Annotated in this window: 16 protein-coding genes; 5 read left to right on the top strand and 11 right to left on the bottom strand. The window is 59.5% G+C overall.

All coding sequences use genetic code 11. The features are described from left to right. The gene (locus tag DK870_RS09210) at positions 1-939 is read left to right on the top strand and encodes an MlaD family protein (protein ID WP_060756477.1); all 939 of its coding nucleotides are present in this window, start codon (positions 1-3) and stop codon (positions 937-939) included. Beyond that, positions 936-1547, top strand: a complete 612-nt coding sequence (locus tag DK870_RS09215; RefSeq protein WP_060756478.1) for an ABC-type transport auxiliary lipoprotein family protein — start codon at positions 936-938, stop codon at positions 1545-1547. Before DK870_RS09210 ends, DK870_RS09215 begins: the two co-directional genes overlap by 4 nt. Positions 1548-1638: 91 nt before the next feature. Here the strand turns inward: DK870_RS09215 and DK870_RS09220 are convergent, their stop codons facing one another. From DK870_RS09220 to DK870_RS09240, 5 genes are all read right to left on the bottom strand, one after another. After that, positions 1639-2868 carry a nucleoside recognition domain-containing protein gene (locus DK870_RS09220; protein ID WP_060756479.1) on the bottom strand — a complete coding sequence of 410 codons (1230 nt, stop codon included), beginning with the start codon at positions 2866-2868 and terminating at the stop codon, positions 1639-1641. 95 nt (positions 2869-2963) lie between these two features. Continuing rightward, positions 2964-4295 (bottom strand): glutamate/aspartate:proton symporter GltP, encoded by a 1332-nt coding sequence (gene gltP / locus DK870_RS09225; protein ID WP_161548492.1) that lies wholly within the window; start codon positions 4293-4295, stop codon positions 2964-2966. A 746-nt stretch (positions 4296-5041) separates the two neighbouring features. Further along, positions 5042-5509: an inhibitor of vertebrate lysozyme family protein gene (locus DK870_RS09230; protein WP_060756481.1), complete on the bottom strand. Its 468-nt coding sequence runs from the start codon at positions 5507-5509 to the stop codon at positions 5042-5044. Positions 5510-5511: 2 nt separating this feature from the next. Further along, positions 5512-5676, bottom strand: a complete 165-nt coding sequence (locus DK870_RS09235; RefSeq protein ID WP_003170804.1) for a DUF1328 domain-containing protein — start codon at positions 5674-5676, stop codon at positions 5512-5514. Between the two features lie 78 nt (positions 5677-5754). Further along, on the bottom strand, positions 5755-6045 hold the full coding sequence (locus DK870_RS09240) for a hypothetical protein (protein ID WP_161548493.1): 291 nt from the start codon (positions 6043-6045) through the stop codon (positions 5755-5757). 390 nt (positions 6046-6435) lie between these two features. Between DK870_RS09240 and algB the strand changes: the two genes are divergently transcribed. Next, positions 6436-7782 carry a sigma-54-dependent response regulator transcription factor AlgB gene (algB, locus tag DK870_RS09245; protein ID WP_060756483.1) on the top strand — a complete coding sequence of 449 codons (1347 nt, stop codon included), beginning with the start codon at positions 6436-6438 and terminating at the stop codon, positions 7780-7782. 10 nt (positions 7783-7792) lie between these two features. Next, positions 7793-9580: an ATP-binding protein gene (locus DK870_RS09250; protein WP_090367699.1), complete on the top strand. Its 1788-nt coding sequence runs from the start codon at positions 7793-7795 to the stop codon at positions 9578-9580. A 23-nt stretch (positions 9581-9603) separates the two neighbouring features. Here the strand turns inward: DK870_RS09250 and DK870_RS09255 are convergent, their stop codons facing one another. From DK870_RS09255 to DK870_RS09280, 6 genes are all read right to left on the bottom strand, one after another. Continuing rightward, a complete protein-coding gene (locus tag DK870_RS09255; RefSeq protein WP_161548494.1) occupies positions 9604-10380 on the bottom strand; it encodes an N-acetylmuramoyl-L-alanine amidase in 777 nt (258 codons plus the stop codon). Positions 10381-10468: 88 nt separating this feature from the next. Continuing rightward, complete coding sequence (locus DK870_RS09260; RefSeq protein ID WP_161548495.1) at positions 10469-12517, bottom strand: GGDEF domain-containing protein; 2049 nt, start codon at positions 12515-12517, stop codon at positions 10469-10471. Then, complete coding sequence (locus tag DK870_RS09265) at positions 12514-13392, bottom strand: endonuclease/exonuclease/phosphatase family protein (protein WP_090367703.1); 879 nt, start codon at positions 13390-13392, stop codon at positions 12514-12516. The genes DK870_RS09260 and DK870_RS09265 overlap by 4 nt, the downstream gene beginning before the upstream one ends. Before the next feature lie 11 nt (positions 13393-13403). After that, the gene (gene dsbA / locus DK870_RS09270; protein ID WP_060756488.1) at positions 13404-14039 is read right to left on the bottom strand and encodes a thiol:disulfide interchange protein DsbA; all 636 of its coding nucleotides are present in this window, start codon (positions 14037-14039) and stop codon (positions 13404-13406) included. A 169-nt stretch (positions 14040-14208) separates the two neighbouring features. Then, positions 14209-14835: a cytochrome c gene (locus DK870_RS09275; protein WP_104995116.1), complete on the bottom strand. Its 627-nt coding sequence runs from the start codon at positions 14833-14835 to the stop codon at positions 14209-14211. Between the two features lie 33 nt (positions 14836-14868). Further along, a complete protein-coding gene (locus DK870_RS09280) occupies positions 14869-15171 on the bottom strand; it encodes a cytochrome c5 family protein (RefSeq protein ID WP_104995115.1) in 303 nt (100 codons plus the stop codon). 192 nt (positions 15172-15363) lie between these two features. Between DK870_RS09280 and yihA the strand changes: the two genes are divergently transcribed. Then, the gene (gene yihA / locus DK870_RS09285) at positions 15364-16005 is read left to right on the top strand and encodes a ribosome biogenesis GTP-binding protein YihA/YsxC (protein WP_104995114.1); all 642 of its coding nucleotides are present in this window, start codon (positions 15364-15366) and stop codon (positions 16003-16005) included. Positions 16006-16198 lie beyond the last annotated feature (193 nt).

The raw sequence follows: 16198 nt of genomic DNA on the forward strand, positions 1-16198 counted from the left end.
ATGGAAACCCGAGCCCATCATGTGATGATCGGTCTGTTCAGCGTAATCGTGGTGGTCGGCGCGATGCTATTTGGCCTGTGGCTGGCCAAGTCCAGCGTCGACAGCGCCTTCCAGGATTACGAGGTCGTGTTCAACGAGGCGGTCAGCGGCCTGTCCCAAGGCAGCTCGGTGCAGTACAGCGGGATCAAGGTAGGGGATGTCACCAGCCTGCGCCTGGACCCCAAAGACCCCCGCCGCGTCCTCGCCCGCATCCGCCTGGCCGGGCAGACGCCGATCAAGGAAGACACCCAGGCCAAACTGGCCCTGACCGGTATCACCGGCACCTCGATCATCCAGCTCAGCGGCGGTACACCGCAAAGCCCGGTACTCAAGGGCAAGGACGGTAACCTGCCGGAAATCATCGCCTCACCGTCGCCCATCGCGCGCCTGCTGAACAACAGCAACGACCTGATGACCAGCGTCAACCTGTTGCTGCACAACGCTAATCGCGTCTTCTCCGGCGAGAACGTCGAGCGTTTGAGCAAAACCCTGGACAACTTGCAGCAAACCACCGGTGCCATCGCCGACCAGCGCGGCGATATCAAAGTGGTGATGCAGCAGTTGCTGCAGGTGAGCAAGCAGGCCGGCGCCGCGCTGGAGCAAACCACCACGCTGATGCGTAGCGCCAACGGGCTGCTCAATGAGCAAGGCAAGCAAGCTTTCGGCAGCGCTGAGCAGGCGATGAAATCCCTCGAACAAAGCACCGCGACCCTCAACACCTTGCTGACCGACAACAAGGACTCGGTGAACAGCGGCATGCAGGGCCTCAACGAACTGGCACCGGCGGTGCGTGAACTGCGCGAAACCCTGGGTTCGCTGCGCGCCATCTCCCGTCGCCTGGAAGCCAACCCCAGTGGCTACTTGCTGGGCAGCGACAAGAACAAGGAGTTCACGCCATGAAGCGTGCTTACCAAATGATCGCCCCTCTGGCACTGGTGCTGGTCGGCGCGTGCTCGATCCTGCCCAAGGCCGACCCTTCGGACGTGTACCGTCTGGCCTCGACCCAGACAGCGACCCAAGGCGCACCGGTCAGTTGGTCGCTGCGTATCGCCAAGCCGCAAACCAGCGAATTTCTCGACAGCCCACGCATTGCCGTGGTGCCTGATGGCAACCTGATCAGCAGCTATGCCAACTCACGCTGGAGCGACCCATCGCCCGTCTTGCTGCGCAATCGGTTCATGGACGGCTTCCAACGTGATGGTCGGGTGACGCTGCTGAGTACCGATGAGACCAACTTGCAAGCCGACTATGAGCTGGGCGGGCAGCTGCAGGCGTTTCAGAGCGAATACCGGGGCGGGGCGGTGGAAGTGGTGATCCGCCTGGATGCGCGGCTGGTGCGCGGCAGTGATCAGCGGATCATCGCCAGCCGGCGATTTGAGGTGCACCAGCCGGTAAGTGATACCAAGGTGCCTGCGGTGGTTGCTGCATTCGGGCTGGCGGGAGACCAGTTGAACAGGCAGGTGGTGGATTGGGTGGTGGCGCAGGGCAATGCTACTGCGAAACGCTGAGGGCCTCATCGGGAGCAAGCCCCCACACATTTTGATCTGTGAATACAATCAAACGGTGGGAGGGGGCTTGCTCCCGATAGCGGTCTAAGGGTTAGCCAAAGAACCAGTAGCACACCGCAATAGCCGCCACCACACCGGCAAACTCCGCCAGCAACGCACACCCCACCGCATGCCTGGCTCGCTGGATGCCCACCGAGCCGAAGTACACCGCCAACACATAAAAGGTGGTTTCCGTACTGCCCTGGATCGTCGCCGCCACCAGCGCCGGGAAGCTGTCCACACCCTTGGTCTGCATGGTCTCGATCAACAGCGCCCGCGCCGCGCTGCCGGAAAACGGCTTGACCATTGCGGTCGGCAACGCGTCGACAAAGCGCGTGTCCATGCCCGTCCAGGCCACCACATGACGAATGCCTTCCAGGCCGAAGTCCAACGCTCCGGAGGCGCGCAGCACACCCACGGCGCAAAGCATCGCCACCAGGTACGGCAGCAGGTTCTTGGCCACGTCGAAGCCTTCCTTGGCGCCCTCGACAAACGCTTCGTACACCTTGACCTTGCGCAACGCACCGATTACCAGGAACAGCATGATCAGGCCAAACAGCGTCAGGTTGCCGAGGATCGAAGACAAGCTTGCCAACGCCGTGGCAGACAAGGTAGCCAGCAACGCCATGAAACCACCCAACACCAAGGCGCCGGGAATCAGGTAGGCCAGCACCACCGGGTCCCACAGGCGCAAGCGCTGCATGATCGCCACCGACAGCAGGCCGACGAGGGTCGAGGCGCTGGTGGCCAGCAGGATCGGCAGGAACACCAGCGTCGGGTCGGCGGCGCCTTGCTGGGCGCGGTACATGAAGATGGTCACCGGCAGCAGCGTCAGCGACGAAGCGTTGAGCACCAGGAACAGGATCTGCGCGTTACTTGCGGTGTTGGGGAGGGGGTTGAGTTCTTGCAGTGCCTTCATCGCCTTGAGGCCAATCGGCGTGGCGGCGTTGTCCAGACCCAGGCCGTTGGCGGCGAAGTTCAGGGTGATCAAGCCAATGGCCGGATGGCCGGCGGGCACCTCGGGCATCAGGCGCCGAAACAGCGGGCCGAGGGCCTTGGCCAGCCAGTCGACGATGCCGGCTTTTTCAGCGATGCGCAAAAAACCCAGCCACAGCGTCAAGGTGCCGAACAACAGCACCATCACTTCCACCGACAGTTTGGCCATGGCGAAAATGCTTTCCACCATCGCCGCGAAAATCCCGGCGTTACCGCCGACCAGCCATTGCGCCAGTGCCGACACCATTGCCACGACAAAGAAGCCAAGCCACAGGCCATTGAGCATCAGATGAATCCCCCGAAAGATGGGGCGAATGATAGCGGGGCTGACAGAAACGACAAACCCCGGATTTCCCGGGGTTGGTTCAGATCACATTGCTATCAGCTACGGCTGGTCTCGCCGACCACCGAGGCTGTCTTGCTGCGCCAGTGCGGCAGGGAGTTCCAGTAGCGCTCACCCTTGGCGTCGTCGTACATGCCTTCCCAACGGGAGATGACCAATACGGCCAAGGCGTTGCCAATGACGTTGAGTGCGGTACGCGCCATGTCCATGATGCGGTCGACACCGGCGATGAACGCCAGGCCTTCCAGCGGAATACCCACACTGCCCAGGGTGGCCAACAGCACGACGAAGGACACACCCGGCACGCCGGCGATACCTTTGGAGGTGACCATCAGGGTCAGCACCAGCATCAGTTGCTGGCCGACCGACAGGTCGATGCCGTACAGCTGGGCGATAAAGATCGCCGCGATGCTCTGGTACAGCGTCGAACCGTCGAGGTTGAACGAGTAGCCGGTCGGCACCACAAAGCTGCAGATCGCTTTCGGCGCGCCGTAGGCTTCCATCTTTTCGATCACGCGTGGCAGCACGGTCTCGGAACTGGCAGTGGAGTAGGCCAGTACCAGCTCATCCTTGAAGATGCGGATCAGCTTGAGGATCGAGAAGCCAAACAGACGAGCGATCAGGCCCAGCACCGCAAAGGCGAAGAACAGGATGGCGACGTAGACCAGAATCACCAGCTTGGCCAGCGGCAGCAAGGAAGCAAAGCCGAAGTTCGCGACCGTCACCGCGATCAGTGCAAAGACGCCGATCGGGGCGTACTTCATGATCATGTGGGTGACTTTGAACATGCTCTCGGAGACGCCCTGGAACATTGTCACCAGCGGCTCGCGCAGCTCAGGCTTGAGGCTCGACAAGCCCAGGCCGAACAGCACCGAGAAGAAAATGATCGGCAGCATTTCGCCACGGGCTACGGCGGCAAAGATGTTCGATGGAATCAGGTTGAGAATGGTCTCGATGAACGCATGCTCATGCTGCACTTCAGCAGCCGTGGCGGTGTACTTGGAGATATCGACAGTGCCCAGGGTGCTCATGTCGATACCCGCGCCCGGGTGGAACAGGTTGGCCAACAGCAGGCCGACCACGATGGCAATGGTGGTGACGATTTCGAAGTAAAGGATGGTTTTGACACCAATCCGGCCGAGCTTTTTCGCGTCACCGACCCCGGCAATGCCGACGATCAGAGAGGAAATCACAATCGGGATCACGATCATCTTGATCAGGCGGATAAAGATATCGCCCGCTGGCTGCAACACATTGCTGATCCACCAGGCTTTTTCAGCACTGAAATGGTTGAGCACTGCACCGATTGCGATCCCCAGCACCAAACCGATGAGGATCTGCCAGGCGAGGCTTAGCTTTGCCTTCTTCATGTCATTACCCTTACTTCAAGTGGACTTAAGGCAAATGCGCCAGCTGGAACGCTCGAAAGCGAAAAAGTGTGAGCATCGGCCTCCATGGAAGGTCACCGCAGCGTGGCCGAAATGGCTTACTGGCAGGCGAAAAAAGGCGCAACTATTCCGATGCAAGGGAGCGACGTCTAATGCCGTAAACGCCTACCCTATGCCGAATCGGCATGAGTTTTTTTGATAATAACTGTCCGAATGGTCAGTTCAAATGCGACATATTGTCTGGCAAATATGCCGTGAACCTGCCAAACCCGGCTCGCTCAGAGATGCTGGACGACTTTCAGGCGGTGGCGCAATTGCCCGGAAAATCCATGACCTAGCGCCAGAAGTGTCCTATGGCGCGGCAAAAAATTTCTCGATAGATGGTCACGCCGACATACCCAGTAATGGTTAGTCAGCAGCGAAAGAGAAAATAGTTGCTATGCGCGGTATGCGAAGAGCGGCATGCGAGGCGGATGATGAGAGTCATAAGCTCGCCGCAAGTTCAGCAAGCAAAAAAACACTTGTGAACTTGCGTCGCAGCTTTTCGCCTGACCCGGCCCTCGCGCAGGCACTCCCTGTGCCCGTAGGTCACGCCGATCTCGATCGATCAGAGCAACCCGGCCCCCTGGTCATGCATCGCCCTTGGCGAGCGATGCAGACAGAAAGAAGCGCAGCGGCTTCTTTCTATGGATGCAGGTTTCGTAGACGCGGCAAGCGTCAGACGCAACCTAGTACCAATTCGGATCTTTCTTGAGCTGCTCCATCAGCAGCTTTTGCATGCCTTCGTCCGGCTTGCCAAGGAAACGGTAGTCCGCGTGGCGTGTCGGCGACTTGTCCGCCGGCAACCCGGCCGGTACCTGTACCAACATGGCGTAGGCGTGCTTCTTGTCATAACTGAACGCGACGATCAGACGTTTGCTGCGACAGGTGTCTGCCGTCTCGCAGAGCGGCCCCACCAAGTACTTGTCGCCATCCTCTTCGACGGCATTCATCTGCTCGGCCGCGCCCGACAAGTTCATGACCCATTCCGGCAGGCGCTCTTCTTTCTTCACCACGCCTTGCCAGGTCTCACGAAACTGCGAATCGGAACTCAGCAACTCGTTGGCCCGGGATTGGCCGTCATTGGCGGCCATTGCCCAGCTACTGCCGCCCAGAAGCAGGACGGCAGCCAAGGTTTTAAAGGACGAAGTGGTCATAGTCAGCCTCGGCCGCGACGACCAAAGAAGAACGAAGCGATGAACATCACCAGGAAAACCACGAACAGGATCTTGGCGATACCCGTAGCGGTGCCCGCGATACCACCGAAGCCCAAGACGGCAGCCACAATGGCGATGATCAGAAATGTGATAGCCCAACTCAACATGGTGATTCTCCTTACGCTTCTATAGGGGTAACAGGGGTATTACCGTGCAGCCGCTCAACAAGAACGACCTTTTCTTGCCTAGAACACCCAACGTTCTTGGACGGGCAGTTCGCCCAGGGTGGAATCCTGATCGACCACTCTCAATTGCGGAGCCTTCACGTTGCCAAGAGAACGGCTCTCAAGAGAAGAGAAATGGGTCTGGGTCATGATCGGACGCTCAAACTGAGGGACTTGCTGCTGATGACTCTGCTGCCAAGCCTGCATTTGCTGCCCGACAATCAACGTGACCATCAGCGCCAGGCTGGCAAAAAGACCTTGCTGCAAACGCAGGGACGAAATACGCAGTTGGCTGAGGTGTTGACGAGTCATGCTGTATTTCTCCCGCATTCTGATTATTCGTTCATGACATTGTTGGGAGAGTTATTGCAGAGTGCATGCCAGTTTTTTTAAACAAAAAAACTCAATAAAATCAGAATGTTATGACTTTGCTTTGAAGGCGCCGCCCAGCATCCTGCACGATGCCCTGCCCAGGGCCGTGCGAATTGCACGATAGCCAATGGTCGGGTAAAGGGATCGAAAGCCTTCATCGAGTTGCCGAAGTGGCACGAAGGCATGAATACGCCACTAATCAGCGGGTTTGTAGGAAGGCGCGCAGATAGCTGCACGAAGATGCTTTTTATGAATCAGAATGAACCATGCAACTTGCCCGATTATTCCGGGACTAACCACCATCATTCATAGTTAAGGAGCGCGGGACAGATGGAATCAGCCAAGGAACTTCAAGGCCGCATTCTTTTAGTGGATGACGAATCCGCAATCCTGCGCACGTTCAGATACTGCCTGGAAGACGAGGGCTACACCGTAGCCACAGCCAACAGCGCCGCCCAAGCCGATGCCTTGATGCAACGCCAAGTGTTCGACCTGTGTTTCCTCGACCTGCGTCTGGGCGAGGACAACGGCCTGGACGTACTGGCCCAGATGCGCATCCAGGCACCGTGGATGCGTGTGGTGATCGTCACCGCGCATTCGGCCGTGGATACCGCCGTGGACGCCATCCAGGCCGGTGCCGCCGATTATCTGGTCAAGCCATGCAGTCCCGACCAATTGCGCTTGGCCACGGCCAAGCAGTTGGAAGTGCGCCAATTGTCGGCACGCCTGGAGGCGCTGGAAGGCGAAGTGCGCCAACCCAAGGACGGCCTCGACTCCCACAGCCCCTCCATGATGGTGGTGCTGGAAACCGCACGCCAAGTGGCGGGTACCGACGCCAATATCCTGATCCTGGGCGAGTCCGGTACCGGTAAAGGTGAATTGGCCCGCGCCATTCATGGTTGGAGCAAACGCGCGAAAAAATCCTGCGTCACCATCAATTGCCCTTCGTTGACAGCGGAGTTGATGGAGAGCGAGCTGTTCGGCCACAGCCGCGGTGCGTTTACCGGCGCCAGCGAGAGCACATTGGGCCGGGTCAACCAGGCCGATGGCGGTACGCTTTTTCTCGACGAGATCGGCGACTTTCCACTCACGTTGCAACCCAAGTTATTGCGCTTTATCCAGGACAAAGAGTACGAGCGTGTCGGCGACCCGGTGACCCGACGGGCCGATGTGCGCATCCTCGCAGCCACCAACTTGAACCTGGAAGACATGGTGCGCGACGGCCGCTTCCGGGAAGACTTGCTCTACCGCCTCAACGTCATCACCCTGCACCTGCCGCCGCTGCGCGAACGCAGTGAAGACATCCTGACCCTGGCCGACCGTTTCCTGGCGCGGTTCGTGAAGGAGTACGCACGGCCCGCCCGAGGGTTCAGTGATCAGGCACGCGAAGCGCTGCTCAACTATCGCTGGCCGGGCAATATCCGTGAGCTGCGCAACGTGGTGGAGCGGGCCAGCATCATCTGCCCTCAAGAGAAGGTCGAGATCAGCCATCTCGGCATGGCTGAACAGCCGACCAACAATGCGCCACGCATCGGCGCGGCGCTGAGCCTGGACGAGCTGGAGAAAGCGCATATCGGCGCTGTGCTCGCCACCAGCGACACCCTCGACCAGGCGGCACGCACGCTGGGCATCGACGCGTCGACCCTGTACCGCAAACGCAAACAGTACAACCTGTGAACCCCACCCTATGAAGCTTGCGATGAAACTGCGTACTCGGTTGTTCCTGAGTATCTCAGCGCTGATCAGCGTCGCCCTGCTGGGGTTGATCCTGGGCCTGGTCAGCGTCATGCAAATGGCCAAGACCCAGGAGTCATTGATCCGCAGCAGCTTCATCAACCTGGAACTGGGGCTCAAGCTGCGCCAGAGCCTGGGCGACCAGTTGATCATGATGCTGGAAAAGCCGCCTGACACGCAGGCGTTGCAAGCCTCCAAGCAACACTATTTCGAACTGCTGGACCAGGGCATCGCCCATGAACAGCAAAACGGTCGCGGCAATGGCTTCAGCCAGGCGCGCATCGACTACCAGAACCTGCTGGAAGCGTTTGACAAATCCCAGCAGCCATCGCCGCCGCCCGGCAGCAGAGAACAACTCACCGAAGCCTTCAACGTGTTGCGCAACGGCCTGATTGTCGATCATAAGCAGGCTCTGGAAAACATCAGCAACAGTGAACACGAGTCCCGCGAACGCGCGCTGGTGATCTCCGGCCTGCTCGGACTGGTCGGGCTTGCGGTGTTGATCATCGGTTTCATCACGGCACATGGCATCGCTCGACGCTTCGGCGGGCCCATCGAAGCGCTGGCTAAAGCCGCCGACAGGATCGGGCAGGGCGACTTTGAAGTCACCCTGCCCATCTCCTCGGCAGCAGAGATGAACCAGCTGACGCGCCGCTTCGGCATCATGGCCGAAGCATTGCGCCAGCATCAGGCGACCAATGTCGACGAGCTGCTGGCCGGCCAGCAACGCCTGCAAGCGGTGCTCGACAGTATTGATGACGGCCTGCTGATGATTGACCGCCAAGGCTGCCTGGAACACCTCAACCCCGTGGCACAGCGCCAGTTGGGATGGGACGAGGAACGCCTCGGCCAAGGCCTGGGTGAGGCTCTCGCACGCCCGGAAATGGATGAACAACTGCAACTGGTGTTGCGCGGCGGCAATCTGGAGCGAGCACCGGAAGATCTGGAGGTGGAAGTCGAAGGCGAGTTGCGCCTGCTGACCTACAGCCTGACCCCGGTGAGCCATACCCAGGGGCATATTCTCGGAGCGGTGATGGTGCTGCACGACGTTACGGAGCAGCGCGCCTTTGAGCGGGTGCGCAGCGAGTTCGTCTTGCGCGCCTCCCATGAGTTACGCACGCCGGTGACCGGCATGCACATGGCCTTCGGCTTGTTTCGCGAGCGCGCAAAGTTTCCTGAAGAGTCCCGGGAAGCGGACTTGCTGGATACGGTCAACGAAGAAATGCAGCGCCTGATGCAGTTGATCAACGACTTGCTGAATTTTTCGCGTTACCAGAATGGCCTGCAGAAACTCACTCTGGCGCCGTGCGATATCACGGACTTGCTGGAGCACGCCCAAGCGCGGTTTGCGGAACCGGCGAATGCACAACACATCGAGTTGCTGGTTGAAGCCCAAGCCGATTTGCCGCGACTGCACGCTGACCAGGCCCAACTGGAGCGCGTGCTCGACAATCTGCTGGCCAATGCCCTGCGCCATACCGCCGAAGGCGGGCAGATTCGCCTGCAGGCCCGTCGCCATGGCGAACGAGTGATTATCAGCGTGGAGGATAACGGCGAAGGTATCGCGTACGGCCAACAGGGACGCATCTTCGAACCTTTCGTACAAGTGGGCCGCAAGAAAGGCGGCGCCGGCCTTGGGCTGGCGCTGTGCAAGGAGATCGTGCAATTGCACGGGGGCCGAATGGGTGTGTACTCACGGCCAGGGCAGGGCACGCAGTTCTACATGGCACTGCCCTTGTAAGCGAGCATTTACCCGCCTGGCGATCAGCGATGGTTCAACGCACTCAGGATCGCAGCACTTTCGGCATCCGGCGTGCCGTCAAACAGCGATGGCCTGAAATGCATCTGGAAAGCCGCTATTACATGGCGCGTGGCGACATCCAGCTCGCCGGTTTGAGGCGTCTGGTAGCCCAGGCGCGCCAGCTCTTCCTGGAACCAGGCCACGCTCGGCAACTGCGCTACATACTGCGCCTGGAAACGAGCCACTGCCTGCGCGTCCGGCCAGGCTCCCAACCCTTCAGCCGCCAACCGCTTCCACGGAAACAGTGGGCCTGGATCAAGCTTGCGCAGCGGCGCGATATCGCTGTGACCGATGATGTGCTTAGGGTCAATTCCGTTGCGCTTGCTGATGTCTTTCAACAGCACGATGAGTGACTGTACCTGCGCCTCGGAGTACGGGTACCAGACGCGGCCCGTCGGGGTATCGCGATACCCCGGGTTGACGATTTCGATACCGATGGAACTGGAGTTGAGCCAGGTGCGCCCCAACCACTCGCTCTCGCCTGCATGCCAGGCCCGCTGGCTCTCATCCACCAACTTGTAGATAGTGCCCGAGGCATCGTTACCAATCAGGTAATGGCTGCTGACCTGGCCGTGGGTCAACAGGGCCAAGGAACGCTCAAGGTTGGCGGAGGTGTAATGGACGATGACGAACTGTATGCGGTTGTCGTGGTTCGCCGAAGGGTGGCTGGTATCGAGACGGGGGCCGCTTGCACAGCCGGCGAGTAGAAGAAACACAAAAGCGATGTACAGGGATTTCATGGCAGATCACGTTACACTGAAGACGATAATGCAACAGTGTAACGTATGAAGGGTAGCGCGGCGGTCAAATCACAAAATGGAACATCTTTTAAGCTGCCAGCACCTTGTTACGTCCTGCCGCCTTGGCTCGGTACAACGCCTCGTCGGCACGCTTGAGCGCCAGATCACTACGCTCACCCGGCAGAAACTGCGCCACGCCCATGGACACCGTGATCGTCACCGGCTCGCCTTTGAAGTGGAACGGACACGCTTCAATCGCCGCACGCAGCACCTCACCCACGGCCAAGGCATCGGCCAGCAATGAGTCGGGCATCAGCAACACAAACTCCTCGCCACCAAAACGCGCAATAAAATCGCTTGGCCGCAGGCGCTTGCTCAGCACGTTGGCGATGATCTTCAAGACTTTGTCGCCGGCCAAGTGCCCATAACCGTCGTTGATGCGCTTGAAATGGTCCAGGTCCAGTATCGCCAGCGACAAGCTGTTGCCGCGCTGGTGCCAGGCATTGACCTCCTGGTCCAGGCGCTCACTCCAGGCAGCGCGGTTAGGCAGGCCGGTGAGCGGGTCAATCAAGGCTTTCTGACGCTGCACCTCCAGGTGTTCGCGATAGCCTTGAGCTTCCTGCTCCATGCTCGCAACCCGCTCAGCCAAGCCCTTCAAACGCGCCGCCACTTCCTGTTCACGCTGGTCGCGCTGCTGCTGATGCTCATCCATGGTGCCGAGCAAACCTTCAAGATGGCTTTCCAGCACCTGCTTGAGACTGTTCAGGTCGGACGCTTCCTGTACGCTGCTTTGCAAGCCATCGACCTGTTCACGAATCTGCGTATCCAATTCGCGCGCGGCCGAACGGCTATCGGCGTGGCCGTCACTGGCAACCTGCAAATGGCCTTGAAACGCTTCGAGACGCTCGTTGAGCTGCTTGAGATAAGCCTCGAACTCATGCTGGCCGCTGTCGGTGATCGCCAGCATCAACACCGCCAGGTCATCCAGGATCGGCAGCAGCTCGTACCAGTTCAAACCATTGGCCAGACGCTCGCGCATGGCCTCGGCCTGGGGCCGGTGGCGTTCGGGCAGGTCGAGGTCTTCCAGCAAGCCGAGCAAAGTGCTTTCGATATGTTTGGCGACCGAGCTGTAGGACGGCTCGGGCGAGTCGGGCAGGGCGTAGACGCCGTCCGCTTGCAACGCATCAGGGTCGGGTTCGGCGCTGTCCAGCACAGGCGGGAGCGACAGGCTGCCGATGGTCGTCGCCTCCACTCTGTCGACCTGCACCTCGGGCGCTTCGATAAAAGCGGCGAGCGCACTCTCGGATGCCGGCGCCTCAAGAGTTGGCTCCGGCTCCTCAACGTCAGGGGCTTCGACAGGTGGGGCAGCGGCCACCGACTGCGCAGGGGCTTCGAAGACAAACGTTTCGCTGGCGACCTGGGCCTGCGCAACGGGCACAACGGGTTCAGGCGGCGACGCCGTCGGCGCTGATGGCGCTGGCTCGAATGCCCGCAACGCTTCGGCCAGCACCTCGGACTGCGCCGGCTCCTGAGGCTCGGGCGCAGACTTTGGCGCCACCGGCTGCGGCGTAGCTGTAGGAACCGGTTCGCCGGCTTCGGTTGCAGCATCTTTACTGCCGAACAGGCGCTGCAGCAGACCCGGCCCTGAACGGGGGCTTTCGCTGTCCGGCTCCAGGTTGTCCAGTGCCTGCCCTTGCAGGCTACTGAGCTCACTCAGGAGCAACGGTATCTCCCGCGCCTGCCCGACACGACCATCGAGTTGCTTGGCGAAGGCTTTCAGCGGGCGGGCCACTTCACGGGGCAGCGGTAACTTCTGCAACTGCGCGACCAGTGCCGTGAGCGCAGTGCTGATCTGGTCAACCCGGGTTTCGCGGCGCTGTTCCGAATCCAGCACGGCTTTTTCCAGACGCGGCAGCAAGGCGGCGAGGGCGGCATCCATGTCGTCGCTGCGCACGATGTCGCGCATTTCCTTCATGCATTGATCGACTGCGCGGTCCGTTCCTTCAGCGGCCAGCGTGCTGCGTACCAGCCCCCGGCGCAGCAGGTCGAGGCGGGCAGCCCAGCGGCGTTCGAGCTTGTCTTGTTGCTCGATGCTCTTGAGGTATTTCTCTTTCCAGCGCTGGGCGTCGTCGCTCATGCAAGGGGTCCGCTGGTGCCTGGGCTCAACGCGGGCAATGCATCTGCCGTGAGCGAACCCGGCAGACGAATCTCGACCGCGACCGGCAGGTGGTCGGAAATGGGCTGCGCCAAAACCTGCACACTTTCGAGCGTGAGGGTCGGGCTCAGCAGGATATGATCCAGACAGCGTTGCGGGCGCCAACTGGGGAACGTGGCTTCGACTTGCGGCGCCAGTAACCCAAGGTCACGCAACGGGGAATTCTGCAACAGGTCATTGGCATGGGTGTTCATGTCACCCATCAGCACCTGATGCTTGTAGTTGCCAATCAGCTCACGCACGTAGGCAAGCTGGAGGTTGCGCGTACGCCCTCCGAGCGCCAGGTGCATCATCACCACCACCAGGGCTTCGGGGCCTTCGCCGAAGCGCACCAGAATCGCCCCACGCCCTTTGGGGCCTGGCAATGGATGGTCTTCGATGGCAGTTGGCTTCAGGCGGCTGAGCACACCATTACTGTGCTGTGCCAGGCGCCCGAGGTTGCGATTGAGTTGCTGATACCAGTAGGGGAAGGCCCCCAACTGAGCCAGGTGCTCCACCTGATTGATGTAGCCGGAGCGAATGCTGCCGCCATCGACTTCCTGCAACGCGACCAGATCGAAGTCGTTGAGCAGGTTGCCGATTTTTTGCAGGTTGCCGGCCCGCCCGTTATGCGGCAGCAGATGCTGCCAGCCACGGGTAAGGTAGTGGCGGTACTTCTCGGTACTGATGCCCACCTGAATATTGAAGCTGAGCAGGCGCAAGCGACTGTCAGCCGGCAAGCCTGTGGACTCCAGATGATGCTCGTTGACCCGCGGCTCATGCAGGCCTACGACACGTTCGGTACCCCGGCGGCGCATGGTGAGCCCCCTTACTTGGCGGCGCGCTCTTTGGCGATCAATTGGTCTGCAACGTTGAGAACAGCTTCCGGACCACCGGCAGTGCCGAGGTCGAAACGGTACTTACCGTTGACGATCATGGTCGGTACGCCTTGCACGCCATACTTCTGCGCGAGTTCCTTGGCCTGCTTGATCTGGCCCTGGATAGCGAAAGAGTTGAAGGTGGCGAGGAACTTGTCCTTGTCGACACCCTGGGTGGCGACGAAGTCGGCCATTTCTTCCGGCTTGGTCAGGCGCTTGCCTTGTTTCTGGATCGCGTCGAATACGGCGTTATGGACCTTGTGCTCAACACCCATGGCTTCCAGGGTCAGGAACAATTGGCCGTGGGCATCCCATGGGCCGCCGAACATGGCCGGGATGCGCTTGAAGTTCACGTCGGACGGGAGTTTTTCAACCCATGGATTGATGGTTGGCTCAAAAGCATAGCAATGCGGGCAGCCGTACCAGAACAGCTCCACGACCTCGATCTTGCCAGGCACCGAAACCGGTACAGGGTTAGGCAATTCAACATAGGTTTTACCGGCTTCAAGCGGCACATCGGCAGCTTGTGCCGTCATGCCGAAGAGGCTGGCGGTAACGAGAGCGGCGCTGAGGATCAGATTACGCATGCTTTACTCCTGGACAAATAAAGTCGCCTCACGCGACCTTTGTTATGACAGGTCTACGCGGACATGATTTCGTTAGTGTAACGGCAGCGGCCACAAAAAAGGGCGGCCTAAGCCACCCTTTTTATGCTTGCATCGATGGATTAATCGAGCGTTAACGTCGCCCGCCCTGTCAGTGCAGCCCTTGGATGTAGCTGGATACTGCTTCGATATCTTTATCCGAAAGCTTGGCAGCAATGTCGCCCATCATTTTGTTACCCGCATCGCCATCGATATAACGAACTTTCTCGCGGAAGTCCTTCAATTGCTTGGCGGTGTATTGGGCGTGCTGGCCACTCAGATGAGGGAAGCCTGCAGCGGCGAGACCACCGCCGTCCGGGATGTGGCACGCCTTGCAGGCGGGCATGCCACCAATAGGCTGGTCTTCAGCGAGCTTGCCACCTTGGAACAATGCCTGGCCTTTTTCGACCAATTTCGGATCGGCAGCTCCCACACTGCCTTTCTGGCTGGCAAAATACGCCGCGATATCTGCCAGGTCCTGATCACTGAGGTTGGTCAGCAAGCCGGTCATTTCCAGCACCGTGCGCTTGCCATCCTTGATGTCGTGCATCTGCTTGGTCAGGTAACGCTCACCCTGGCCGGCCAGTTTGGGGAAGTTCGGCGCCGGGCTGTTGCCATCCGGTCCATGGCAAGCACCACACACGGCGGCTTTCGCCTGGCCCGCTGTAGCGTCGCCTGCAGCATGGGCAACACCGGTGATGCCCAAGGTCAACAGCAGACTCACGATCAGTTTGTTCATCAGCTAATCCAACTACGGCTAAGGGTTTAAGAGTTATCTACCGGGTTTACTCGCCATCAATTCAATGACGGCCTGGTAATCCTCAGTACTGCAGTCCATGCACAAACCACGCGGCGGCATTGCCTTGAAACCCTGGGTTACGTGTTGCACCAGCGTATCCATGCCCTGCGCCAGTCTGGGCGCCCACGCTGCCTGATCACCCCGTTCAGGGGCGTTGGGCAGTTGGCCGGCATGGCAAGCCACGCAAACTCGGTTGTACACCGCTTCCGGTTCCTGTGTAGCCTGAGCGCCATAAAGCGGAATCAGGACACCAAAAGCGAGCAACCTGAGGGTCATACATCGACCTTTTCAGGGTTTGAGAGCGTTTTGCGTTCTAATGCGCAATGAAGGTCTTTCGCTCCCGTGAACTTCATCCTTCGCTGGGACAAAGCACACACAAAATCTGCGGCATTATATACTGGCGCTACTGAAACGGAAACGACACCGCTTGCCGCACCCTTTCTCGGCACCGCCCACATCGGAAATCTCATGCAACTCAAGAATCCCATCCTCGGTCTGTGCCAACAGTCCACGTTCATGCTCAGCGCCGCCAAAGTTGACCAATGCCCCGATGACGAAGGTTTTGAAGTCGCCTTTGCCGGTCGCTCCAACGCCGGTAAATCCAGCGCACTGAACACCCTGACCCATGCCAGCCTGGCGCGCACCTCGAAAACCCCGGGCCGCACGCAGCTGCTCAATTTCTTCAAGCTAGACGATGATCGGCGTCTGGTCGACCTGCCGGGCTACGGTTACGCAAAAGTACCTATCCCGTTGAAGCTGCACTGGCAGCGTCACCTGGAGGCTTACCTGGGTGGCCGCGAGAGTTTGAAGGGCCTGATCCTGATGATGGACATCCGTCATCCAATGACCGACTTCGACTTGTTGATGCTCGACTGGGCCGTCGCCAGCGGCATGCCGATGCATATCCTGCTGACCAAGGCCGACAAGCTGACCTACGGCGCAGCCAAGAACACGCTGCTCAAGGTCCAATCGGAAATCCGCAAAGGTTGGGGTGATGCGATCACCATCCAACTGTTCTCGGCACCCAAGCGCATGGGCCTGGAAGAGGCTTACACCGTGCTGGCCGGCTGGATGGAATTGGCGGACAAGGGCACTGAAATCGCGGAATAGCTTTTCTGCGGGCAAAAAAAACCCCGGACTTCGTATGGGGAGGGGAAGTTCGGGGTTCAAGTTCCGGACCGCTAGGGCGGGGTCCAGATATCTGCCAACACTTAACACAACATAGGAGCATTGAAGGGCTTCACCACCCATTCAGTAACTCTGAGTGGCAGTTCACGGGTTAAGTTCCGGCAGATTCAAAAAA

This window comes from Pseudomonas sp. Q1 (assembly GCF_009935975.1).
In the GTDB taxonomy this organism is placed as follows: Bacteria; Pseudomonadota; Gammaproteobacteria; order Pseudomonadales; family Pseudomonadaceae; genus Aquipseudomonas; species Aquipseudomonas palleroniana.